Annotated in this window: 24 protein-coding genes and 1 pseudogene; 15 read left to right on the top strand and 10 right to left on the bottom strand. The window is 71.6% G+C overall.

Annotation, left to right across the window (positions count from 1 at the left end; translation table 11 throughout):
- Positions 1-25: 25 nt before the first annotated feature.
- On the bottom strand, positions 26-1,018 hold the full coding sequence (locus AB0F91_RS40855) for a carbohydrate kinase family protein (protein WP_360606821.1): 993 nt from the start codon (positions 1,016-1,018) through the stop codon (positions 26-28).
- A gap of 144 nt (positions 1,019-1,162) precedes the next feature.
- Between AB0F91_RS40855 and AB0F91_RS40850 the strand changes: the two genes are divergently transcribed.
- A complete protein-coding gene (locus tag AB0F91_RS40850; protein WP_360606819.1) occupies positions 1,163-1,345 on the top strand; it encodes a hypothetical protein in 183 nt (60 codons plus the stop codon).
- A 96-nt stretch (positions 1,346-1,441) separates the two neighbouring features.
- On the opposite strand, the gene AB0F91_RS40845 is transcribed toward AB0F91_RS40850, so the two are convergent.
- Positions 1,442-1,819 carry an iron-sulfur cluster assembly accessory protein gene (locus AB0F91_RS40845; protein WP_360606817.1) on the bottom strand — a complete coding sequence of 126 codons (378 nt, stop codon included), beginning with the start codon at positions 1,817-1,819 and terminating at the stop codon, positions 1,442-1,444.
- Positions 1,820-1,964: 145 nt separating this feature from the next.
- Between AB0F91_RS40845 and AB0F91_RS40840 the strand changes: the two genes are divergently transcribed.
- Positions 1,965-2,612 (top strand): DUF3043 domain-containing protein, encoded by a 648-nt coding sequence (locus AB0F91_RS40840; RefSeq protein WP_360606815.1) that lies wholly within the window; start codon positions 1,965-1,967, stop codon positions 2,610-2,612.
- A 415-nt stretch (positions 2,613-3,027) separates the two neighbouring features.
- Positions 3,028-4,023, top strand: coding sequence for an aldo/keto reductase family protein (locus tag AB0F91_RS40835; protein WP_360606813.1), 996 nt, complete (start codon positions 3,028-3,030; stop codon positions 4,021-4,023).
- A 39-nt stretch (positions 4,024-4,062) separates the two neighbouring features.
- Here the strand turns inward: AB0F91_RS40835 and AB0F91_RS40830 are convergent, their stop codons facing one another.
- Positions 4,063-4,752, bottom strand: a complete 690-nt coding sequence (locus AB0F91_RS40830) for an IspD/TarI family cytidylyltransferase (RefSeq protein WP_360606811.1) — start codon at positions 4,750-4,752, stop codon at positions 4,063-4,065.
- Positions 4,753-4,763: 11 nt separating this feature from the next.
- Entirely contained in the window at positions 4,764-5,333 is a 570-nt protein-coding gene (locus AB0F91_RS40825; protein ID WP_360606809.1) for a dihydrofolate reductase family protein, read from the bottom strand.
- 152 nt (positions 5,334-5,485) lie between these two features.
- On the opposite strand from AB0F91_RS40825, the gene cobT reads away from it, so the two are divergent.
- Positions 5,486-6,565 (top strand): nicotinate-nucleotide--dimethylbenzimidazole phosphoribosyltransferase, encoded by a 1,080-nt coding sequence (cobT, locus tag AB0F91_RS40820; protein ID WP_360606807.1) that lies wholly within the window; start codon positions 5,486-5,488, stop codon positions 6,563-6,565.
- A 75-nt stretch (positions 6,566-6,640) separates the two neighbouring features.
- On the opposite strand, the gene AB0F91_RS40815 is transcribed toward cobT, so the two are convergent.
- Positions 6,641-7,744 carry a branched-chain amino acid aminotransferase gene (locus tag AB0F91_RS40815; RefSeq protein ID WP_360606805.1) on the bottom strand — a complete coding sequence of 368 codons (1,104 nt, stop codon included), beginning with the start codon at positions 7,742-7,744 and terminating at the stop codon, positions 6,641-6,643.
- Positions 7,745-7,856: 112 nt separating this feature from the next.
- Here AB0F91_RS40815 and AB0F91_RS40810 point away from each other — a divergent pair, with 112 nt between their 5' ends.
- Positions 7,857-8,162, top strand: a complete 306-nt coding sequence (locus AB0F91_RS40810; protein ID WP_360606803.1) for a hypothetical protein — start codon at positions 7,857-7,859, stop codon at positions 8,160-8,162.
- A gap of 39 nt (positions 8,163-8,201) precedes the next feature.
- On the opposite strand, the gene AB0F91_RS40805 is transcribed toward AB0F91_RS40810, so the two are convergent.
- Complete coding sequence (locus tag AB0F91_RS40805) at positions 8,202-8,834, bottom strand: DUF402 domain-containing protein (RefSeq protein ID WP_360606801.1); 633 nt, start codon at positions 8,832-8,834, stop codon at positions 8,202-8,204.
- Positions 8,821-9,678: a sulfatase gene (locus AB0F91_RS40800; protein WP_360606799.1), complete on the bottom strand. Its 858-nt coding sequence runs from the start codon at positions 9,676-9,678 to the stop codon at positions 8,821-8,823. The genes AB0F91_RS40805 and AB0F91_RS40800 overlap by 14 nt, the downstream gene beginning before the upstream one ends.
- A 102-nt stretch (positions 9,679-9,780) precedes the next feature.
- Between AB0F91_RS40800 and AB0F91_RS40795 the strand changes: the two genes are divergently transcribed.
- Together AB0F91_RS40795 and AB0F91_RS40790 are read left to right on the top strand one after the other, a co-directional pair.
- Complete coding sequence (locus AB0F91_RS40795) at positions 9,781-11,283, top strand: leucyl aminopeptidase (protein WP_360606797.1); 1,503 nt, start codon at positions 9,781-9,783, stop codon at positions 11,281-11,283.
- A 273-nt stretch (positions 11,284-11,556) separates the two neighbouring features.
- On the top strand, positions 11,557-12,531 hold the full coding sequence (locus AB0F91_RS40790) for an SMI1/KNR4 family protein (RefSeq protein WP_360606795.1): 975 nt from the start codon (positions 11,557-11,559) through the stop codon (positions 12,529-12,531).
- Positions 12,532-12,543: 12 nt separating this feature from the next.
- Here AB0F91_RS40790 and AB0F91_RS40785 read toward each other — a convergent pair whose 3' ends face one another.
- Positions 12,544-12,888 (bottom strand): oxidoreductase, encoded by a 345-nt coding sequence (locus tag AB0F91_RS40785; RefSeq protein ID WP_360606793.1) that lies wholly within the window; start codon positions 12,886-12,888, stop codon positions 12,544-12,546.
- A 182-nt stretch (positions 12,889-13,070) separates the two neighbouring features.
- Between AB0F91_RS40785 and lpdA the strand changes: the two genes are divergently transcribed.
- The 5 genes from lpdA (at position 13,071) to lipB (ending at position 18,809) form a co-directional block, all read left to right on the top strand.
- Positions 13,071-14,444 carry a dihydrolipoyl dehydrogenase gene (gene lpdA / locus AB0F91_RS40780; protein ID WP_360606791.1) on the top strand — a complete coding sequence of 458 codons (1,374 nt, stop codon included), beginning with the start codon at positions 13,071-13,073 and terminating at the stop codon, positions 14,442-14,444.
- A gap of 56 nt (positions 14,445-14,500) precedes the next feature.
- Positions 14,501-16,318, top strand: a complete 1,818-nt coding sequence (gene sucB / locus AB0F91_RS40775) for a 2-oxoglutarate dehydrogenase, E2 component, dihydrolipoamide succinyltransferase (protein ID WP_360606789.1) — start codon at positions 14,501-14,503, stop codon at positions 16,316-16,318.
- A gap of 240 nt (positions 16,319-16,558) precedes the next feature.
- Positions 16,559-17,443, top strand: coding sequence for a TIGR01777 family oxidoreductase (locus tag AB0F91_RS40770; RefSeq protein WP_360606787.1), 885 nt, complete (start codon positions 16,559-16,561; stop codon positions 17,441-17,443).
- Positions 17,440-18,069, top strand: coding sequence for a phosphatase PAP2 family protein (locus tag AB0F91_RS40765; protein ID WP_360606785.1), 630 nt, complete (start codon positions 17,440-17,442; stop codon positions 18,067-18,069). Before AB0F91_RS40770 ends, AB0F91_RS40765 begins: the two co-directional genes overlap by 4 nt.
- On the top strand, positions 18,066-18,809 hold the full coding sequence (lipB, locus tag AB0F91_RS40760) for a lipoyl(octanoyl) transferase LipB (RefSeq protein ID WP_360606783.1): 744 nt from the start codon (positions 18,066-18,068) through the stop codon (positions 18,807-18,809). The genes AB0F91_RS40765 and lipB overlap by 4 nt, the downstream gene beginning before the upstream one ends.
- 53 nt (positions 18,810-18,862) lie before the next feature.
- On the opposite strand, the gene AB0F91_RS40755 is transcribed toward lipB, so the two are convergent.
- Positions 18,863-19,795 (bottom strand): LLM class F420-dependent oxidoreductase, encoded by a 933-nt coding sequence (locus AB0F91_RS40755; protein WP_360606781.1) that lies wholly within the window; start codon positions 19,793-19,795, stop codon positions 18,863-18,865.
- A gap of 37 nt (positions 19,796-19,832) precedes the next feature.
- A complete protein-coding gene (locus AB0F91_RS40750; protein WP_360606779.1) occupies positions 19,833-20,453 on the bottom strand; it encodes a TetR/AcrR family transcriptional regulator in 621 nt (206 codons plus the stop codon).
- A gap of 132 nt (positions 20,454-20,585) precedes the next feature.
- On the opposite strand from AB0F91_RS40750, the gene AB0F91_RS40745 reads away from it, so the two are divergent.
- From AB0F91_RS40745 to AB0F91_RS40735, 3 genes and pseudogenes are all read left to right on the top strand, one after another.
- Positions 20,586-21,131, top strand: coding sequence for a hypothetical protein (locus AB0F91_RS40745; protein ID WP_360606777.1), 546 nt, complete (start codon positions 20,586-20,588; stop codon positions 21,129-21,131).
- 35 nt (positions 21,132-21,166) lie between these two features.
- Positions 21,167-22,117 carry an oxidoreductase gene (locus tag AB0F91_RS40740; protein ID WP_360606775.1) on the top strand — a complete coding sequence of 317 codons (951 nt, stop codon included), beginning with the start codon at positions 21,167-21,169 and terminating at the stop codon, positions 22,115-22,117.
- Between the two features lie 37 nt (positions 22,118-22,154).
- A pseudogene (locus AB0F91_RS40735) lies at positions 22,155-22,267 on the top strand (lipoyl synthase); the annotation flags it as partial.

Here is a 22,267-nt window from a genome sequence, read left to right as displayed (position 1 = left end):
CGGCTCAGAGCGGCCACCACCGAGGTCAGGCCGCCGGCAGCACCGTGGCGATCTCGTCCGCCGCTTCCGGGCCGAACGCGTCGCCGAGGCGGGCCAGGGCGTCGGCGCGGTCGAAGTTCCACTCCTGCGTGCCGACGGTCTCCAGGACCAGCACCGCGATGAGCGAGCCGAGCTGCGCGGCGCGCTCCAGCTCCAAGCCGCCGTCGAGCGCGGCGAGGAAGCCGGCGCGGAAGCCGTCGCCGACGCCCGTCGGGTCGGCCTTGCCGCGCTCCGGGACGGCGCCGATCTGCAGGGCGAGGCCGTCGCGGCCGACGATCTCCACGCCCTTCTCGCCCAGAGTCGTGATGCGCATGCCCACGCGCTCCAGCACGTCGGCCTCGGTCCAGCCCGACTTCTGGAGCAGCAGCTCCCACTCGTAGTCGTTGCTGAACAGGTACTTGGCGCCCGCGATGAAGTCGCGCACCTGGGCGCCGTCCATCCGGGCCAGCTGCTGCGACGGGTCGACGGCGAAGGTGTAGCCGCGCTGACGGCACTCCTGGGCGTGGCGGACCATGCCCTCGGGGTCGTCCGGGCTGATCAGCACGAGGCTCAGCTCGCCGGCGCGGTCGGCGATGGGCTTGAGCTCGATGTTGCGCGACTCGGCCATGGCGCCGGCGTAGAAAGTCGCGATCTGGCACAGATCCTCGTCGGTGGTGCACACGAAGCGTGCGGTGTGCGCGACCTCGGACACGAGCACCCCTGAGGTGTCGACGCCGTGGCGCTCCAGCCACGACGCGTAGTCGGCCCAGTCGGAGCCCACGGCACCCACGAGCACGGGGTTCACGCCCAGCACGCCGAGACCGAAGGCGATGTTGGCGCCGATGCCGCCGCGCCGGACCACGAGATCGTCGGCCAGGAAGCTCAGGGACACCCGGTGGAGCTGTTCCTTGACCAGCTGCTCGGCGAACCTGCCGGGGAAGTGCATCAGGTGATCGGTTGCGATGCTGCCGGACACGGCGATCCTGGCCTTGTCTGCCACCGGTTCTCCTCTGGGTGTCTCGTTCGTGCGGCTCTGGCGTGTCACCCGCAGGTCATGACCCGTCCGGGTAGTTCCCGCGCCTCGGCCGACACTACCGGCTGGTACCGCTTTCCCGGTCGCTGAAGGATCAATAGCGTTACGGAAGTGAACACGGCCACTGAACCGGAAGACCTCGGCGAGCTGATCGCCGACTGCGCCCACATCCCGTCCGCGCTTCGCAGCGAGGGACTCACCACCGACCGGATGCCGCACCCGCGGGCCGCGCGGCCGTGGAAGGTCGACGACGCGTGCCACGCGCAGGTCGCCGACCTCGACGCCTACGTCTGAGACCCCGTTGCGCCCCGAGCTCCGAACACGAAGAGGGCCCCAGCCGAGTCGGCTGGGGCCCTCTTCGTGTCTGTACTTGCCGACTGAGCGCGCGGCTCAGTGGAAGCTGTCACCGCACGCGCACGAGCCGGTCGCGTTCGGGTTGTCGATCGTGAAGCCCTGCTTCTCGATCGAGTCGACGAAGTCGATCACAGCCTCGGACACGTACGGAGCGCTCATCCGGTCGACCGCCACACGCAGACCGTCGAAGTCGCGGAAAAGGTCACCGTCGAGCTCGCGCTCGTCGAAGAACAGCTGGTAGCGCAGGCCCGCGCAGCCACCGGGCTGGACGGCGATGCGCAGGTGCATGTCGTCGCGGCCCTCCTGCTCGAGCAGGGCCTTCGCCTTGACCGCCGCGGCTTCGGTCAAGGTCACGCCGTGGGTCTCCTCGGCGGTCTCGGCCTGCGCCGCACCGGTCTGCTCAGCGGTCGTCATGGCACTCCCTCTAGGTCGAACTCACTGCGGGTACTTCTCGTCCGAAACAGTTCAACTCTCCGGGTACCCGATCTGTTCCCCCTCCATGGTTGCACATCGCACGACCTGCCGAACATCGTCGTGACGCCTGCAATACCCTGGTGAGGTGAGGTTCCTGCGCCGAAGCACCACCGAGACCCCCGCCGACGACGTCGACGGCGGGGTCGTCGAGTCCGAATCGACCACGGCCAAGGCGTATACGCCGGGCAAGGGCCGGGCGACGCCGAAGCGCCGGGAGGCCGAAGGCCGCAAGCGGGGCCCCGTCGCCCCGCCGCCCACCTCGATGCGCGAGGCGATGAAGCGCAACCGGCAGCTCCGCAAGGAGAACCCGGTCAGCAAGGAGGACCGCCGCGCCGCCGCGAAGGAGCGCCGCGAACGCATGATGTCGGGTGACGACAAGTACCTGCCCGTGCGCGACCGCGGCCCGGTCAAGGCGTACGTGCGCGACCTCGTCGACTCCCGGCGAAACATCCTGGGCCTGTTCATGCCGCTCGCGATCCTCGTGTTCCTCGCGCTGCTGATCCCGGTGCCCGCGGCGCAGCAGTACATCACCCTCATCTGCATGGCGATGCTGCTGGTCATGGCCATCGAGGGCGTGGTCAACGGCCGCAAGATCTCCCGCTTGGCCCGCGAGCGGTTCCCGAAGGAGCCCACCCGCGGCGTCGGCTGGTACGCCTTCGTGCGCGCGAGCCAGATCCGCAAGCTGCGGGTCCCGAAGCCACGCCTGCGCCCGGGCGACCCGATCCCCGGCTGAGCGCTTTCGTGACGGCCGCCACACCTTCGCGGGTGAGGCGGTCGTTGTCGTTTCCGCTGCTTGCCGGTGACCTGGCCGCTCCGGGCCCCGGAAGGTCCGGGGCGCGAAACCCCGGGCCGCCTGCCGGTCCACGGCACGGGAACGGCACAGCGAGTCTCGGTCGACTGCATCGTCATCTCGGCCGCGTCGAAGTGCACGGGTGGGCGAAGCCGAGCACCGGACGCAGGATCACACCGGTCTACCCGGGGAAACCGGGCCCCTCGACGGGCGCCGCGGTGCCGGGTACCTGCGCCGAGCACCCGATGAGCACCGGACCGCGCCTGGCCCGCCGGCGGCGACCACCCGTGAGCACCACCACCGCCCGGTCGGGGAGGTTCGTTAGCAACGCGAACAACCTCCGCCTAGGCTGAACGGCATGGAGTTTCGACGACTCGGCCGCAGCGGCCTCAACATCAGTGAGATCTCCTACGGCAACTGGCTCACCCACGGGTCCCAGGTCGAAGAGGAGCAGGCCCAGGCCTGCATCAAGGCGGCGCTCGACGTCGGCATCACGACCTTCGACACGGCTGACGTGTACGCCAACACGGCGGCGGAGTCCGTGCTCGGGCGGGGCCTAAAGGGCGAGCGCCGGGAGAGCCTCGAGATCTTCACGAAGGTGTTCTGGCCCACCGGGCCGAAGGGCCAGAACGACAAGGGCCTCTCGCGCAAGCACATCATGGAGTCGGCCACCGCGTCCCTGCAGCGGCTCGGCACCGACTACCTCGACCTCTACCAGGCGCACCGCTTCGACCACAACACCCCGCTGGAAGAGACGATGGTCGCCTTCGCCGACCTCGTCCGCCAGGGCAAGGTGCTCTACATCGGTGTCTCGGAGTGGTCGGCCGACCAGATCACGCAGGGCGCGGCGCTCGCGCGTGAGCTGAAGGTGCCGTTCATCTCCAACCAGCCGCAGTACTCCATGCTGTGGCGCGTCATCGAGTCGCAGGTCGTGCCGGCGTCCGAGCGCGAGGGGCTGAGCCAGATCGTCTGGTCGCCGATCGCACAGGGCGTGCTCACCGGCAAGTACAAGGCGGGCCAGCCGCTGCCGGAGGGTTCGCGCGCGACCGACCAGAACGGCGGCGCGAACATGGTCAAGCGTTTCCTCAACGACGAGACGCTGACCGCCGTCGCCAAGCTGGAGCCGCTGGCCGCGCAGGCCGGGCTGAGCATGGCGCAGCTGGCCGTGGCGTGGGTCCTGCAGAACCCGAACGTCGCCTCGGCGATCATCGGCGCCTCCCGCCCGGAGCAGGTGCACGAGAACGTCAAGGCCGCCGGTGTGAAGCTCGACGCCGACCTGCTGACGGCGATCGACGAGGCCCTCGAGTCCGTAGTCGAGCGCGACGCGTCGCTGACCCGCAGCCCTTCGCTGTGATCTCCGCCGCTGGGCGGGCCCGGTTTCGCCGGCGTCCGCTCAGCGGGAGAGCAACCGCTCGGCCACCGCGAGGTCGTGCGGATAGGTGATCTTCAGGTTCTCCGCACCGCCGGGCACCCAGTGCACCGGCAGCGCCGAGAACCGTTCCATGCACGAAGCCGTGTCCGTGCCCAGGAAGCCCTCGGTCTCGGCCTGTTCGTAGGCCGCCAGCAGCGGCTCGGCGCGGAAGCCCTGCGGCGTCTGCACGCGGATCGCGCCCGGCAGCGGCGCGGCGACCGAACCGTCAGCGGCCATCGCGACCACGTCGTCGGCGGCCAGTCCCGGCACGGCGCCGCCGAACTCGCGGGTCCGGGCGAGGACCTCACTGATCAACGCCGGGGTCGCGAGCGGGCGGGCGGCGTCGTGGATGAGGACGGCGTCGACGGCGCCCGACCCGATGCGCGGAGCGAGGTGGCGCAGGGCGTTCAGTTCGGACCCCTGCCGCGTCGTGCCCCCCGTGACGATCTCGACCTTCCCCGGGTGCGCGGCCAGCACCTCGTCGGCGAGCTCGGCGTCCTGCTCGCGGATCACGAGCACCAGCACACCGACCTCGGGCACCGCGGCGAACGCGGCCAGCGACCACGCGACGACCCGGCGGCCCGCCATCGGCAGGTACACCTTGTTGAGCGCCGCCCCGACCCTCGTGCCGGCGCCGCTGGCCAGCACGACCCCTGCCGCTGTCGTCTCCACGGTCGGCGACCCTACTGGGCCGCGTTCACCGGGGTGTAGCTGAGGATCACCATCCCGTTGCCGAGCACTTCGCTGCCGTTGAACGTGAAGTTCGTCTTCGCGGTGTCGCGGTAAAGCAGCTCGTCGGGCTTGGCCGCACCGGAGATCACGGGGTGCAGCCACACGCGCAGCTCGTCGAGCAGGCCGTTGGCCAGCAGTAGCCGGGTGACGTCGCCGAAGCCGTACTGCAGGATGTCGCGGTCGGTGCGCTCCTTGACCTCGCGCACCGCGGCCACGGCGTCGCCACCGGCACCGCCGAGCACGTGGCTGTTCGTCCACTGGGGATCGGACAGCGACGAGGAGACGACGTACTTCGCGATCGAGTTCATGCGGTCGGCGAACAGGTCGGTGCCGGACCGCTGCGGCCACGCGGCGGAGAACCCGTCGTAGGTCTTGCGGCCCATGATGAGGGCGTCGCTGCGGTCGAGCTGGGCCTGCGCGGCGGCGGTGGCCTCCTCGCTGAAGTAGTCCCAGTGCCAGGCGGCCATGTTGGTGATGTCGCCGTCGAGCGTCATGAACGTGGCGTTGACGATCCTGCCCATCGGGTGCTCCCCTGCCGTCCGGTTCCGCCCCGCTGGGCGGCTCTCGAAGACACGTCGAACGGTAGCGCCGCCGTTCGACACGGTCGCGGAAGGTTTTTCTCGAGCGGCCGGTAGGTTGATCCGTGAGGACTCCCGCGAGAGAAAGGCCTGGCGTGGACGCGGACACCAGCATCGAGTTCGGCGAGATCGAACCACCCAGCGACCAGGCCCGGTCGGCGGCGATCGCCCTGCACGGCAAGCTCGTGAAGCCCGCGGGATCCCTGGGGCGGCTCGAGGAGCTCGGCGTGTGGATCGCGTCGTGCCAGGGCCAGGCGCCGCCGCGGCCGTTCACGCGGCCCCGGGTCGTGGTGTTCGCCGGCGACCACGGCATCGCGCAGAAGGGCGTGTCCGCCTATCCGCCGGAGGTGACGTCGCAGCTCGTCGGCACGATGCTGACCGGCGGCGCGGCCATCAACGTGCTCGCCGCCGCGGCCGGCGCCAGCGTGCGCGTGGTCGACATGGCCGTGGACACCGAAGAGTCGGCCATGCGCTCCATCGGCGAGTACAAGGTCCGCCGCGGCTCCGGCTCGATCGACGTCGAGGACGCCCTGACCGACGCCGAGGCCCACGCCGCCGTACTGGCCGGCATGAGGGTCGCCGACGCCGAGGTGGACGGCGGCGCCGACCTCCTCATCGCGGGTGACCTGGGCATCGGCAACAGCACTCCGGCGTCCGTGCTGGTCGCCGCGCTCACCGGCACCGAGCCCGTGGCCGTGGTCGGGCGCGGTTCGGGCATCGACGACAACGCGTGGATGCGCAAGGCCACCGCCGTGCGCGACGCGCTGCGCCGCGCCCGCGTGGTCCTCGCCGACCCGCTCGCCCTGCTGCGCACCTCCAGCGGCGCCGACATCGCCGCCATGGCGGGCTTCCTGGCCCAGGCGGCCGTGCGCCGCACGCCCGTGGTCCTCGACGGTCTCGTCGTCTGCGCGGCGGCGATGGTCGCTGAGGAACTCGCGCCCGGTGCGCGCCGCTGGTGGATGTCCGGCCAGCTCACCGGCGAGCCCGCCCACGCTCTCGCGCTGGAACACCTCGACCTCGGCGGGCTGCTCGACCTCGATGTCCGCCTCGGCGAGGGCACCGGCGCCGTCACCGCGCTGCCGCTGCTGATGATGGCCGCGCGAGTGCTCGCGGAGATGACCACGCACGAGCAGTCCGGCGTGTCCGGCCCGCTCACGCCGGTGCCGGCTTCCTGAAGCCGGCCAAGAAGTCAGCCCACGAGAAGGGCCGCCCGGACGAACCCGGGCGACCCTTCTCGTGTCCACAGTGGATCAGTTCAGCGGACGCATCCAGCCGTCGGGGAAGGCCAGGTCGCCTTCCTGCATGCCGACCAGTTCCTCGCGCAGCTTCATGGTGATCGGACCCGGCTGCCCGTCGCCGATCGTGAACTCGCCGCCGGCGTGCTTCACATGACCGACGGGCGTGATCACGGCCGCGGTACCGCAGGCGAAGACCTCGGTCAGCTCACCGGAAGCGGTGGCCTTTTCCCACTCGTCGGTGGAGATCCGGCGCTCCTCGACGCGGTACCCCGCGGTCTCGGCCAGCTGCAGCAGCGACTTGCGGGTGATGCCCGGCAGCAGCGAGCCGGACAGCTCCGGCGTGACCACGCGGGCGTCGGAACCCGAGCCGAAGACGAAGAACAGGTTCATCCCGCCCATCTCCTCAACCCAGCGGCGCTCCACGGCGTCGAGCCACACGACCTGGTCGCAGCCCTGCTCCACGGCCTGCGCCTGCGCCACGAACGACGCCGCGTAGTTGCCCGCGCACTTCGCGGCGCCAGTGCCACCGGGTGCCGCCCGGACGTACTCCGTGGACAGCCACACGTTGACCGGCTTCACGCCACCGGCGAAGTACGAGCCGGCGGGCGAGGCGATGAGCGTGTACAGGTACTCACTGGCCGGCTTGTTCACGCCGAGGCCGGTCGAGGTGGAGATCATGAACGGCCGCAGGTACAAGGAGTCACCCTTGCGGGTGGGCACCCAGCGCTCGTCCACCGCGATGAGCTCGCGCAGCGACTCGAGGAAGATCGCAGAAGGCAGCTGCGGCATCGCCAGACGCTCGGCCGAGGCCTGGAAGCGCTCGGCGTTGGCGTCCGGCCGGAACGCGGCCACCGTGCCGTCGGCCTGGCGGTAGGCCTTGAGGCCTTCGAAGATCGCCTGGCCGTAGTGCAGCACCGACGTGGCCGGGTCGAGCGAGAACGGTTCGTACGGCCCGACCTTGGCGTCGTGCCAGCCGAGTTCCTCGCTCCAGCGCACCGTGACCATGTGGTCGGTGAAGTACAGACCGAACCCGGGCTTGTCGAGTACCTCGGCGACGCGCTCGGGAGTCGCGGGGTTCGGGTGCGGGACTCGGGAGAAGTGCGTCGCTGTCGTCATGGCCCAACTTTAGCGCTTGGTCGGATGCGCGTTAGTCGGAAGACCACCTGTTTCACACGCCGCGTACCCGCGTGGCCGGTGCGTGAGCGGCGGATGGCCCTACGATGGCAGGGTGACATTCCCAGCGACCTCGCAGCCGGGCCGGGCCGCCAAGGCGGGCGGGGGCTCCGACGTGAAGACCTTCGCCACCGCGGTCCTGCTGACCTTCGGCGCCGGCCTGCTCGCCATGGTCGGCTGGGCACTGCTGGGTAGCGGCTTCGGCGCGTTCCTCGGCATCGTGGCGGCCGGCTTCGGCATCTACTGGTGGCGCAGCCTGCACGGCACGGTGTTCGCGCCCGACCTGCCCACGCGGTCGGTGATCATCCTGCTGGTGGTGAACGTCGTGCTCGCCGCGATCCTGCTCCTCACCGCGACCTGAGCCCTGATTCGAGAGGCTCAGCTCCCAGCGTCACAGCAGTCACAGCAGCGCGGCCGGCAGTGCCGGCGCGGGCCACGACGGGTCCGGCCGGAAGTCCGTGTGCGTGCCGTCGAACGGGAACGCGCCGGCGTCGGCCAGCGCCCCGATCCGCTCGCCCTCCGCTCGCAGCCGGTCGAGCTGCTCGGCCGTGAGCCGGCCGACGGCGAGCGCTTCCTCGGCTTCGTCCTCGTCGTCCCAGCGCCAACCGGCACCCGGCGTCACCACCACGTCGAGCACGCCGTCGACGCGGTCCGGCCCGCTCGCGGTGCGCCCGAGCGGGATCTCGAGGTTCACGTACCAGTCGCGGAACGTGCCGTCCGGCTCGAAGAACCACCACACCGAAGACCACCGGCCCTCGGGGATCATCCGCAGCGTCGAGGTGCCGCGCCACGTGTCGGGCACCGGCACGCGCGGCACGCGGAAGCGCTCTTGCAGCGGGGCTTCGCGCATCGTGCGGCCGTCCTCGAGCCGGCTGCCGACGATCGGCGTGCCTACCGGGAGCCAGCCGAACAGCACCTGCCCGTCGTCGGAGACCACGCGCAGCGGGTGGTGCTGGCCGATGCTGCCGTCGGGTCGCAGGAACCGCTCGACGACGGTCTCCCCCGGCTCCCAAAGGTGATCACTCTCGGGCATGGGCGTCACGGTAGCGGCGGGCGCGCAGCACCAGTTCCAGCACGGTGCCGAGCCCGGCCACGACCAGCACGGCGTACGGCGTCGCGAACAACGCCGCGGCGAGCGTGACCACGGCTCCCGCGGCGGCGAGCCAACCCTGGTCCGGCGCGTACCGCTCGCGCGCGTCGGTGTATGTGGTGAGCGCAGCGGGGACCGTCGCGAGCACGACGACCACGGTCAGCAGTGGCTGCAGCTGGCCCGCGTCGGCGGCGTAGAGGAGGTCGCGGATCGACGTGGCCGAGAGCCCGAGCCGGTCCGGCCCGAGCTGCACGAGCGCGACGATCGTGACCAGCACCGCGAGCCCGCCGAGCGTCAGCGCGCGAGGGGTGCCGCGGTCCGAGGCGACCGGCAGCAGGAACGGCAGCGTGACCACTGCCGCCACGATGACACCGGCGACGTCCGGCGCGGCGATCGGCGAGGTCGTCACGACCGGAGCCACCACGGCGCACAGCACGATCAGCACCACCGCGGCGGCGATCAGGACGATCGTGAGCCAGCGGACCACGGCGGCGGGCAACCGCAGGCCGGTGAAATCGGCCACGGCGACCACGACCACGAGCCCGGCCGCCGCGTACGCGGGTTGCGCCGGAACGACGTACGCGCCGAAGACGATCGCCTGCACGGCCACCAGCGCCAGCCGCGTGATCCCTCCGGTCCAGCGCTCGGCCTGTGTGTCGCCGAGGGCGGGAAGCCGGGCCGTGACACCGGCGGCGATCGCCGCGAGAACGACTCCCGCCAGCACCCAGTAGCCGGCCCCGGCGGCCCCCACCGCCAGCACCACGAGGAGCCCGCCCCCGAGTCGCACGATGGTCCCCTCCCGACGTCCGGCCGCGCTTGTCATTAGCATGGCTCACGATCCGTCCGGGCACGTCGCCCGGTACCACCGCGACAGCGCGAGGAGCCAGAAGTGACCGTGCCGAAGCTTGCCCTCACCGAGAACACCGAGGCGGCGCTCGCCAAAACCCGCGCCGACGTGGTCGTGATCGGCACTCTCCAGGGCGAGGACGGCCCGGTGCTCGCCGCGGGCGCCGCGGTCGCCGACGCCGCGTTCGACGGCAAGCTCGCCGAGGTGCTCGCCACGCTCGGCGCCACCGGCAAGGCCGAGCAGGTCGTGAAGGTGCCGACGCTGGGCAAGCTCGCCGCCGGCGTTGTGCTGGCCGTGGGCCTGGGCAAGGCGGCCGACGGTGCCGTGACGGCCGAGCAGGTCCGCCGCGCCGCCGGTGCCGCGGCGCGGGCGCTGGCCGGCACGGAACGCGCGTTCGTCACGCTCTCGGCGCTCGATCTGCAGGCCGCCGTGGAGGGCACCGCGCTCGGCGCGTACACCTTCACCGAGTACCGCTCCTCGAAGGGCGACGCACCGCTGGCCAAGGCCGACTTCGTCAACCCGGAGGGCGGCACCGCGCGCGAGCACAAGGCGACGCTGAAGGCCGCCACCGCGATCGCGGAGTCGGTGATCATCACCCGCGACCTGATCAACACCCCGCCCAACGACCTGTTCCCGGCCTCGTTCGCCGACCGCGCGAAGAAGCTCGCCGAGGACAACGGCCTCGACTTCGAGGTGCTCGACGAGAAGCAGCTCAAGCGCAAGGGCTTCGGCGGCATCCTGGGTGTCGGCGGCGGTTCCGCGCGTCCGCCGCGCCTGCTGCGCGTGGGCTGGAAGCCGGCCAAGGCGAGCAAGCGCGTGGCGCTGGTCGGCAAGGGCATCACGTTCGACTCGGGCGGCATCTCGATCAAGCCGGCCGCGGGCATGGACCACATGACCTCGGACATGTCGGGTGCCGCCGCCGTGCTGGCCTCGGTCGTGCTGGCCGCGAAGCTGAAGTACCCGCTCGAGGTCACCGCGCACATCCCGCTGGCGGAGAACCTGCCCTCGGGCAGCTCCTACCGCCCGGGCGACGTGCTGACCATGTACGGCGGCAAGACCGTCGAGGTCCTCAACACCGACGCCGAGGGCCGCCTGGTCCTGGCCGACGCGATGGTGCGCGCCGCCGAGGAGAACCCCGACTACCTCATCGAGACCGCCACCCTCACCGGCGCCCAGGTCGTGGCGCTCGGCAACCGCACCGCCGGCGTGATGGGCTCCGACGAGTTCCGCGACCGCGTCGCGGGCATCATGCAGGCCACCGGCGAGGGCGGCTGGGCCATGCCGCTGCCCGAGGAGCTGCGCGCCGACCTCGACTCCCGCCTGGCCGACCTGGCCAACGTCACCGGCCACCGCTGGGGCGGCATGCTCGCCGCCGGCCTGTTCCTCAAGGAGTTCGTCGCCGAGGGCCTGCCGTGGGCCCACATCGACGTCGCGGGCCCCGCCTTCAACACCGGCGGCCCCTGGGGCTACACCGGCAAGGGCGGCACGGGCGTCCCCGTCCGCACCATCGCCGCCGTCCTGGCCGACATCGCCGACCGCGGCTGACGGTTCCGCTCGGCTTACGAAGGCCCCTGCCACACGTTTCGGCAGGGGCCTTCGGCGTTCGAGTTCGGCCCCACGGCCTGGACCAGTGAGCGATCGCACCGGCCCTCGGCGGCCCCACCCACGACCAGGCAGGTTCACACTGGCGGCTTGGTCATCAGCGCGAGCCCAGGCCACGCCGGCGCCGACCGCGGCTGACGGTTCCGCTCGGCTTACGAAGGCCCCTGCCACACGTTTCGGCAGGGGCCTTCGGCGTTCGTGTGAGACGCTCGCGGCATGGACGCCGATGCCTACCTCGAAGCCGCGGTCCGGGACGTGCTCACCGGGGACGAGGCGGCGCTCGACCGGCGCGTCGGGCACGCCGCGCTCGTGCTCGCCGCAGCGGGTGCGGGGACGGCCGCGGATCGGCTCGTCGCGCACTGGCGCGCGGTGACGGAGCGGCCCGCGACGCGCCTCGCCGACGACGCCGTGCGGGCGCGCGCGTGGGCGATGCTGTTCGAGGCGCGCGGCGGCCGTCCACAGTGGGCGGACGAGCTGGTTCCGCTCGACCTCGACGCGGAAGAGCTGGCGCACCGAGCATTTCTGACGCGGAAAGTGTCCGATCTGGACGGAGTGTTCGACGGCTCACCGATCGCCGGGGTGGTGTCGGCGCTGACGCCCGGGCGACCCGATCGCGTCCGCGCCGCGCTCGCCGAAGGCGACCTCGACCAGTGGGCGAAGCTCACCGGAAACCACCCGGCCCCGGACGTCGCCGCCCTGGCCGCGACGCGCGCGCTGGCCCCACGGCTCGTCGCCGGCGCCGATCCGATGGCGCTCGGCCCGGACTGGCCCGACCAGTGCGCCGGCGCGCTGATCGCCGCGTTGCGTGAGCGCTACCCGACGCATCCGGACAGCTGGCCGGAGCTCGTCGGCGCGATCATGCGCGAACGTGGCCAGACCGCGCCGCCACCCGCGTCCGAACAAGACGTCGAAGAGGCCCTACTCCAGCTCGGCACGACACTCCCCGCCGACTACCGTGAGTTCCTCCGCACGGCCAACGGCCTGCCCGACGACGTCACCTTCCCGCGCCTGCTGCCCGCGCAGGAACTCCGCGCCGACAACGGTGTGGTCATCGTCTCCGATCCCGCGCTCGTGCTGCTGACCGCGACCGGCCACGCCGTGCAGGTCGACCTCGCGTTCGGCAGCACCGCGCACCCGTCGTTCCGCGCGCTGCTGGAGCACCACCTCAGCCTGCTGGAGGCGAGCGCCTAGCCGGAGGAACCCCTAGACCTGACCGCGCTTCTTCCGCTCCGTGTACTCCCGCATGCGCTTGGGATAACCGACCCGCGACACTTCGTACACGGGAATCGACCGCTTCTCGCCGAAGTGCAGCGCCGCCTGGAGGCTGCCGATGCGCCGGCGGGTCCATTCGCCGTCGTGGGCGATGAGGACCACAGTGGCTTCCGTCACGGTGGTGCGGGGCTCGACATACGCCTCGACGCCACGCCGCGATGCGGCCCATTCCTCCAGGTGACGGGTGTCCTCGGAGGTGGCCTTGCGCATCGTTCCCTGACGTCTGCCGCCTCGGCCGCGCCGACGCAGCGAGTCGAAGATCCCCACTCCGACCACCTCTCTTCCTGCAGGAGTACGAACTCCATTATTCCCACGATCAGGTGTGGTCGGTGTCGCACGGCCGGGTTGGTCGGCCGGATCGGCGTAGTGACAAGATGGCTGGTGTCGCGCGCGCGGTTATACCGGGGCTGCGCGACGACCGAGCTTCACCCCTACACCGCTGCCGAGGAGTTATTGAAGTGAGCGACACCTCCGCCGACCTTGTGATCCTGGGAGGCGGATCGGGCGGCTACGCCGCGGCTTTCCGCGCGGCCGAGCTGGGCCTTTCCGTCACGCTGATCGAGAAGGACAAGCTGGGCGGGACCTGCCTGCACCGCGGGTGCATCCCGACCAAGGCCCTGCTGCACGCAGCCGAAGTCGCCGACGAGACTCGCGAGGCCGAATCGGTCGGGGTCAGGGCCGTGTTCGAAGGCATCGACATCGCCGGGGTCAACAAGTACAAGGACGGGATCGTCTCCCGCCTGTACAAGGGCCTGCAGGGCCTGGCCAAGGCGCACAAGGTGAACCTCGTCGAGGGCACCGGCACGTTCGTCGGCGGCACGACCGTCGAGGTCGACGGCACCCGCTACACGGGCAAGAACGTCATCCTCGCCACCGGTTCGTACTCGCGTACCCTGCCCGGCCTGGAGCTCGGCGGCCGGATCATCGCCAGCGAGCAGGCGCTCGCACTCGACTGGGTGCCGAAGAAGGTCGTGGTGCTCGGCGGCGGCGTGATCGGCGTGGAGTTCGCGAGCGTCTGGGCCTCCTTCGGCGTCGACGTCACCGTGGTCGAGGCCCTGCCGCGCCTGGTGCCCGCCGAGGACGAGTTCGCGTCCAAGCAGCTCGAGCGCGCGTTCCGCCGCCGCAAGATCGCCTTCAAGACGGGCGTGCGGTTCACCGGCGCGAAGCAGGACGACAACGGCGTGAGCGTGTCGCTGGAGTCCGGCGAGACCATCGAGGCCGACCTGCTGCTGGTCGCCGTCGGCCGCGGCCCGAACTCCGCGGGCCACGGCTACGAGGAGGCCGGCGTCAAGATCGACCGCGGCTTCGTCCTCACCGACGACCGCCTGCGCACGAACCTGCCGAACGTCTACGCCGTCGGCGACATCGTGCCGGGCCTGCAGCTGGCCCACCGTGGCTTCCAGCAGGGCATCTTCGTCGCCGAGGAGATCGCAGGGCTCGCCCCGCGCGAGATCGACGAGAAGGGCATCCCGCGCGTCACCTACTCGCACCCCGAGGTCGCCTCGGTCGGGCTCACCGAGTCGCAGGCCAAGGAGAAGTACGGCAACGACGTCACCACCTACACCTACGACCTCGGCGGCAACGGCAAGAGCCAGATCCTCAAGACCTCCGGTGGCGTGAAGCTGGTCAAGGCGCCCGACGGCCCGGTCGTCGGCGTGCACATGGTGGGCGACCGCGTCGGCGAGCTGATCGGCGAAGCGCAGCTGGTCTACAACTGGGAGGCGTTCCCGGAGGACGTCGCCCCCCTCATCCACGCGCACCCCACCCAGACCGAGGCCCTCGGTGAAGCGTTCCTCGCCCTCGCGGGCAAGCCGCTGCACGTGCACAGCTGACGTCTCACCAGCACAATCCAAACCTACGTCTTACAGATCAAGGGAGTCAGCGAACGATGGCCTACTCCGTCACGTTGCCGGAGCTCGGTGAGAGCGTCACTGAAGGCACCGTCACCCGGTGGTTGAAGCAGGAAGGCGACACCGTCGAGGTCGACGAGCCGTTGCTCGAGATCTCCACCGACAAGGTCGACACCGAGGTCCCGTCCCCCGTGGCCGGCACGCTGGTGAAGATCAGCGCCGGTGAGGACGAGACCGTCGAGGTCGGCGGCGAGCTTGCGGTGATCGACGACGGCACCGGCGGCGTCCCCGCCGCTGCCGAGCCGGCCGCACCCGCGCAGGAAGCCGCTCCGGAGCCGCAGGCGGCGCCCGAGCCCGAGCCCGAGCCGACGCCGGCGCCCGCCGCGCAGGCTCCTCAGGCCGAGGCCCCGTCGCGTCCGGACACCGCGCCGGCGGCCGGTGGTCAGGGCACCGAGGTGAAGCTGCCCGAGCTGGGCGAGAGCGTCACCGAGGGCACCGTGACCCGCTGGCTGAAGCAGGTCGGCGACTCGGTCGAGGTCGACGAGCCGCTGCTCGAGATCTCCACGGACAAGGTCGACACCGAGGTGCCGTCGCCGGTCGCCGGCACGGTGCTCGAGATCCGCGCCGGTGAGGACGAGACCGTCGAGGTCGGCGGGGTCCTCGCGGTGATCGGGGACGCGGGTGCGGCTCCGGCCGCCGCCCCGGCGCCTTCCGCTCCGGCCCCGGCGGCTCAGGCCGCTCCGGCTGCCCCGGCTCCCGCCCCGGTCCAGGAGAGCAAGCCGGCGCCTGCCGCTCCCGCCGCTGCTCCGGCGCCTGCCGCTGCTCCTGCTCCGGCGCCTGCCGCCGCTGCCCCGGCCGCCAGGGCCGAGGACAACGGTTCGGCCGACGGCCCGTACGTCACGCCGCTGGTGCGCAAGCTCGCGTCCGAGCACGACATCGACCTGTCGACCCTGACCGGCAGCGGTGTGGGCGGCCGCATCCGCAAGCAGGACGTACTCGCGGCGGCCGAGGCCAAGCAGAAGGCGGCCGCCCCGGCGCCCGCGGCTGCTGCGCCGGCCCCTGCCGCGCAGGCCCCGGCTCCCGCCGCGGCTGCCCCGTCGGCTCCGGCCGCCGTCTCGCCGGACATCGCCGCCCTGCGCGGCACGGTGCAGAAGGCCAGCCGGATCCGGCAGATCACGGCCACCAAGACCCGCGAGTCGCTGCAGGTTTCCGCGCAGCTCACGCAGGTGCACGAGGTGGACGTGACGAAGATCGCCAAGCTGCGCCAGCGCGCGAAGGCGGCGTTCCGCGAGCGCGAGGGTGTGAACCTCACGTTCCTGCCGTTCTTCGCGAAGGCCACCGTCGAGGCGCTCAAGCAGCACCCGAACGTCAACGCGTCCTACAACGAGGACACGAAGGAGATCACCTACCACGGCGCCGTGCACCTGGGCATCGCGGTGGACACCGAGCGCGGCCTGCTGTCGGTCGTGATCCACGACGCCGGTGAGCTGAGCCTGGCCGGTCTCGCGCACCGCATCGCCGACCTGGCGGCGCGGGCCCGGGCCAACCACATCAAGCCGGACGAGCTGACCGGCGGCACCTTCACCATCACGAACATCGGCAGCAACGGCGCCCTGTTCGACACGCCGATCATCGTGCAGCCGCAGTCCGGCATGCTCGGCACCGGCGCTGTCGTGAAGCGCCCGGTCGTCGTGTCCGACGCCGAGGGCAACGACACGATCGCCGTCCGCTCGATGGTGTTCCTGCCGCTGACCTACGACCACCGCCTGGTCGACGGCGCCGACGCCGGCCGCTTCCTCACGACGATCAAGCAGCGTCTGGAAGAGGGCAAGTTCGAGGACGAGCTCGGCCTCTGACGCGGTAAACGGTCTGTCGAAGGCCCCGCGCTCCCTGAGGGAGTGTGGGGCCTTCGCCGTCTTCGGCTGTCCGATGTAGACGATCGACCGCGGTCCACCGTGGCGGAACCGGGGTCCGACCCGGGACACCGGAGGTGCCGCGGTCATCCCCGTCCTGTCCATTACGGACAGTCCCGCGCGCGGGCGCCGACAACGGGGCCGGGGGTGCGGAACACGCTCGGATAGGACACGATCTGAGGCATGCGGGTACTCATCGCGGGGTCCGGCGGGCTCATCGGCACGGCACTGGCGGCGCGGCTGCGCTCGGCCGGCCACGACGTGCGCCGCCTCGTGCGGCGCACCGCGCAGGCGGCGGACGAACACGGCTGGGATCCGCCGTCGGCGCGGATCGACGAAGGCGCGTTCGACGGTGTCGACGCCGTCGTGAACCTCTGTGGCGCACCCCTGCTGCCGGGCCGCTGGAGCGCGATGCGCAAGCAGGTGCTGCTCGACAGCCGCGTCGAGCCCACGGAGGTGCTCGCCGAAGCCGTGGCCGCACACGGGGTGAAGGTGCTGGTGAACGCCTCGGCCGTCGGCTTCTACGGCAACACGGGTTCGCACGTGGTCGACGAAACCGCCGGCGCGGGCACGGGGTTTCTGGCGGAGCTCTGCACGGCGTGGGAAGGCGCGACTGCGGCCGCGAAAACGGCCGGCGCCCGCGTGGTGCTCGTGCGCACCGGCCTCGTGCTCGCGCGCACCGGCGGCCTGCTCGACGTGCTGCGGCCGCTGTTCGGCTTCGCCCTCGGCGGCCGCCTCGGCGATGGCCGTCAGTTCATGCCCTGGATCTCGCTCGACGACGAAGTCGGTGCCCTCGTCCACGCGCTGGAGCACGAACGGCTGGCCGGCCCGGTCAACCTCGCCGGCCCTGCACCCGTAACCAACGCCGAGTTCACGAAAGCCCTCGGCCACGCGTTGCACCGGCCCGCGCCGTGGTGGGTTCCGGGGATCGCGCTGAAGCTCGCGCTCGGGCAAGCCGGCGAGGAAATGGCGTTGTACGGGCAGCGCGCCGTCCCGCGGCGGCTGGAGCAAACGGGGTACGAGTTCCGCCACCGCACTCTGGAGAGCGCGCTGGCCGCCGCGACATGACCGTGCCGCGCGTGCGCTGGGTCGTGACGGGCGTGGTGTTGTTCGCCGCGTTCCTCGCGCTGGGCCTGCTCGTCGACCGGCAGCCGCTGCAGCTCGACACAGAGGTCGCGAACGCGTTGCGCGGCCAGGACACGCAGCCCGCCGGGCTGGTCGCGGGCGTCGTCACCAACGTCCTCGGGCCGGCGCTGCCGTGGGTTCTCGGAGTGGCTCTGCTGGCGCTGGTTCTGCGGGACCGCGCGAACCTGTCGCTGTGCGTGCGGCTGGCCGTGGTGCTGGTGCTGTGCCGGCTGACGAGCCTCGCGTTCAAACCCGTGTTCCTGCGCCAGCGTCCGCGCGAGTACCCGGATCTGAGCTACCCCAGCGGCCACGTGGTCGCAGTGGCCTCGACCGGCCTGGTCGTGGTGCTGGTGTGCGGCTGGCTCGCGCCGCGGTTCGTCCGCTGGGCGGTGGGGCTCGCGGTGGCCGCGACCGTCGTGGCGGCGGCCTGCCGGGTCGTGCTCGGTGTGCATTGGGTCACGGACACCGTCGGCTCCGCGCTCGCGGTGCTGGGCATGGGCCTGGTGTCGGCGACGGCACTGCGGCTCGTGCCCTTTCGCGCGCCAGACGGGCGTAGCCTCGACGAGTGAGTTCTTCGACCGATTCCTGCCGTGCCGCCACCGAACCCGTCGTAGTCCGGGAGCTCGGCACGATCGACTACACCGAGGCCTGGGACCTGCAGCGGGAGATCCTCACCGCGCGCGCCGACGAGACCGGGCCGGACACCCTGCTGCTGCTGGAGCACCCGTCGGTCTACACCGCGGGCAAGCGCACGGAGCCCGAGGACCGGCCGGCCGACGGCACGCCGGTGATCGACGTGGACCGCGGCGGCAAGATCACGTGGCACGGGCCCGGGCAGCTCGTCGGCTACCCGATCCTGCAGCTCGCCGACCCGATCGATGTCATGCACTACGTGCGCCGCCTCGAGGAGGCGCTGATCGTGGTGTGCGAGCAGCTCGGCGTGCGCACCGGCCGGGTCGAGGGCCGCAGCGGCGTGTGGATCCCGGCCGACGACCGCGGGATCGAGCGCAAGATCGCCGCCATCGGTATCCGTGTGCAGCGCGGTGTGACCATGCACGGCTTCGAGCTGAACTGCAACGCCGACCTCGGCGCGTTCGACTCGATCGTGCCGTGCGGCATCCGCGACGCCGGCGTCACCTCGCTCTCCTACGAGCTGGAGCGCGACGTCACCGTGGCCGAGGTGCTGCCCATGGCGCGCGACGCCGTGCTGGCCGCGCTCGAAGGCGAGCTGGTCGTGCGTGACGACCGCTGGCTGCCGCGCCCGGAAGCGCCTTCGGCGCCGGGCGTCACCTTCGCCCTGCAGAACTGAGAACTCGCCGTCGGCGGCGCTCGCTTGAACGAGCGCCGCCGACGGCGAGTGAGTCACAGCTGCGGTGCCACGTCCGAGGCGATGAACTCGAGGTGGTCCAGGTCCTGCAGGTCGAGCACCTGCAGGTAGAGCCGCGTGATGCCCGTCTTCTCGCGCCACTGCCCGATGCGGTCGACGACCTCCGCCGCGGTGCCGGCCAGGCCGGACTCGCGCAGCTCACCCAGGTCACGGCCGATGGCCCCGGCCCGGCGCGCCACTTCGGCGTCGTCGCGGCCGATCGCGACGGTGAGCGCCACCGAACGCAGGATCTCCTTCGGGTCGCGGCCCACGGCCTCGGCCGCGGCGGCGACGCGCTCGAACTGCGCCAGCGCGGCTTCCGGGCTCGCGAACGGCAGGTTGAACTCGTCGGCGAAGCGCGCGGCCAGCTCGGGCGTGCGCTTCTTGCCCCCGCCGCCGATGATCACGGGCGGCGCGGGCGACTGCGCCGGCTTCGGCAGCGCGGGCGAATCGGCGACGGTGTAGTGCTCACCGGAGAAGGAGAACTTCTCGCCCACCGGCGTCTTCCACAGACCGGTGATGATCTCCAGCTGCTCCGCGTAGCGGTCGAAGCGCTCCTTAAGCGGCGGCAACGTGAGGGCGTAAGCGGTGTGCTCGGCGTCGAACCAGCCCGCGCCGAGACCGAACTCCACGCGCCCGCCCGACATCTGGTCGACCTGCGCCACGGAGATCGCAAGCGGGCCGGGGTGGCGGAACGTGGCCGCGGTGACGAGCGTGCCGAGCCGGATCCGCTCGGTCTCGCGGGCGAGCCCGGCCAGGGTGATCCACGCGTCGGTGGGCCCGGGCAAGCCGTCGCCGTCGCCCATCTTCAGGTAGTGGTCGCTGCGGAAGAACGCATCGAAACCGGCGGCCTCGGTCGCCTTGGCGACGCGCAGGAGGTCGTCGTACGTGGCGCCCTGCTGGGGCTCCGTGAAGATCCTCAAGTCCATCGCGCCAGCGTAGCCACGGCGCTGTTCAAGCCTCCGATCAGCTCGCGGCCGGTCGCTCCCCCGCCTCGCCGGGTTGACGCAGGCGCAGCAGCATCCGCACGATCACGTCCTCGATCTGCTCACCGATCTTCTTCGGGTCGGCCGCGCTCGCGATCTCCGTGGCCGCACTGGACAGCGCGCCGAACAGGAGCCGGGCCGTGATGTCGACCGGCACGGGCTCGACCTCGCCGGCGTCCACGAGCGACTGCAGGCCCGCGCGTACGAGGCCGAAGCTGCACTGCTCCTCGGCCTCGCGCCAGCGTTCCCAGCCCATCACCACCGGCGCCTCGTGGATCGCGATGCGCTGGTAGGCCGGGTCGAGGCAGCTCTTGATGAACGCGTTGAGCGCGCCCATCGCCCGTTCCCACGGCGTGCCGGGGCCCGTCATGATCTTCTCGAGCCGGTCGTAAACCAGGCTTTCCACGGAGTCGAACGCGGCTTCGAACAGGGCCTGTTTGCCGCTGAAGTGGTGGTACAGCGCGCCCTTCGTCACGCGGGCGCGTTTGGCCACCTCGTCGAGTGAGGTACCCGCGTAACCGCGTTTCGTGAACAGTTCGACGGCGCTGTCGACCAGTGCGGATCGTGTGGACTCCGAGTAGTCGAGTCGTCTGGACCTCATTGTCGGCACCCTCACAACCTTACGCCGGACGGCGATCTCCATACCCATGGTATGTTCACCGCGGCAGGTCCGTACCGGGAGTATGCCGCAAACCCGCGGTACGACCCGGGTCACGGAAGGGGAGCCCACACGATGAGCTGGACTGACTTCTACCGACGCCGGGAGATCCTCGAGGCGGCCGTGCGCCACGCGCAGCGCACCCCCGGTGAGCCGCTCGCACTCGCCGAGATCCCCGGCGCCACCGACGTTTTCGGCTGTGAAGAGAACCTGCTGCTGGCGCTGCAGTACAAGTGGACGCAGGTGCTCGGGGGGCACCTGCGCGCCGAGCTGGCCGACCCGGAGGACGCCGCGGCCGACGGCGTCGGCGACCAGGTCGACACCGTTTCCCGCGCGTGGCGGCGCGCGCAGTCCGAGCACGAGACGCTGCGCGCGGTGCTCGACGGCGCACTGACCCGCCACCCCTCGCTGGTCGACCTGCACGAGGGCGAACTGCGGATGCTGGCGCTCACGGCGGGACTGGCCGCGCCCGGTGAGCCAACAGAGGAGATCACCCGCGTCGGCTACGCCTTCGAGTCGCTGCTGCGCACCGGCGGCGACCGCTCGGACCGCGCGGCCCGCCCGATGCGACGGCGCAGCCCCATGGGACACCTGATGCGCCTGCTCGCACCCAGCGCGTGACCGCGTAGTTGGCGACGTATAGTTAGGTGAACCCCATGACCCCACGCTGGACCGAGGCCGAGCTGGCCGACCAGACCGGCCGGACCGTCCTGATCACCGGTGCCAACTCGGGGCTCGGCCTGCGCACGGCGGAAGTCCTCGCCGGCCACGGTGCGCGGGTGCTGCTCGCGTGCCGCTCGGCCGAGCGCGGTGCCGCCGCCCTCGAACGCGTCCGCGCCGTGGCCGCCGGTGCCGCGCCCGAGCTCGTGCCGCTGGATCTGGCCGATCTCGCGTCGGTGCGCAAGGCGGCGACGTCGGTGCGCGAGCTGACCGGCGACGCGCTCGACGTGCTCGTGAACAACGCCGGCGTGATGGCCACCGCGAAGGGCAAGACCACCGACGGCTTCGAGCTGCAGTTCGGCACCAACCACCTCGGCCACGCCGCGCTCACGTGGCTGCTGATGCCGGCCCTGCGCGGAGGCAGCGGTGCCCGCGTGGTCACGCTGTCGAGCCTCGCGGCCACCGGGGCGCGCATCCGCCTGGACGACCTCAACTTCCGGGAGCACTCGTACAACGCGGCGGCCGCCTACGGGCAGTCGAAGCTCGCGAACCAGGTGTTCGCGCTGGAGCTGGACCGCCGGCTGCGCGCGGCCGGTTCCTCGGTGATCAGCGTCGCCGCGCACCCCGGCTACACCGCGACCGGTCTCGGCGACGCCATGGCGCGCTCCTACCGCAACCCGGTGGTACGCGGCACGATCATGGGGTTCAGCCGCCTCGGCGAGGCGCTGCTCGCCCAGCAGGCCGACCGGGGCACCCTTCCGCAGCTGTACGCGGCCACGCAGCCGGACGTCGAAGGCGGTGACTACTTCGGCCCCGACCAGCTGTTCGGCGCCCGGGGCTGGCCCACGAAGGTGCGCCCGCTCGCCGCCGCCCGCGACCTCGCGACGGCGACCGCATTGTGGGACTTGACGGCTCGCTTGACGAACGTCACGCCCGACCCGCAGTAGGCGATTCGCCCGGCACCCCGGGCGTAGTGTGGTGGACGTGACTGCTGCGCCTGAAGGGCGGAAGTTGCTGCGGCTTGAGGTCCGCAACAGCGAGACGCCTATTGAGAAGAAGCCGTCGTGGATCAGGACGAAGGTGCGGATGGGGCCGGA

It is taken from the genome of Amycolatopsis sp. NPDC023774 (genome assembly GCF_040639695.1).
GTDB lineage: Bacteria > Actinomycetota > Actinomycetes > Mycobacteriales > Pseudonocardiaceae > Amycolatopsis.
Note: the sequence above shows the minus strand (reverse complement) of the source record. Positions and strands in the feature narration are given on the sequence as shown.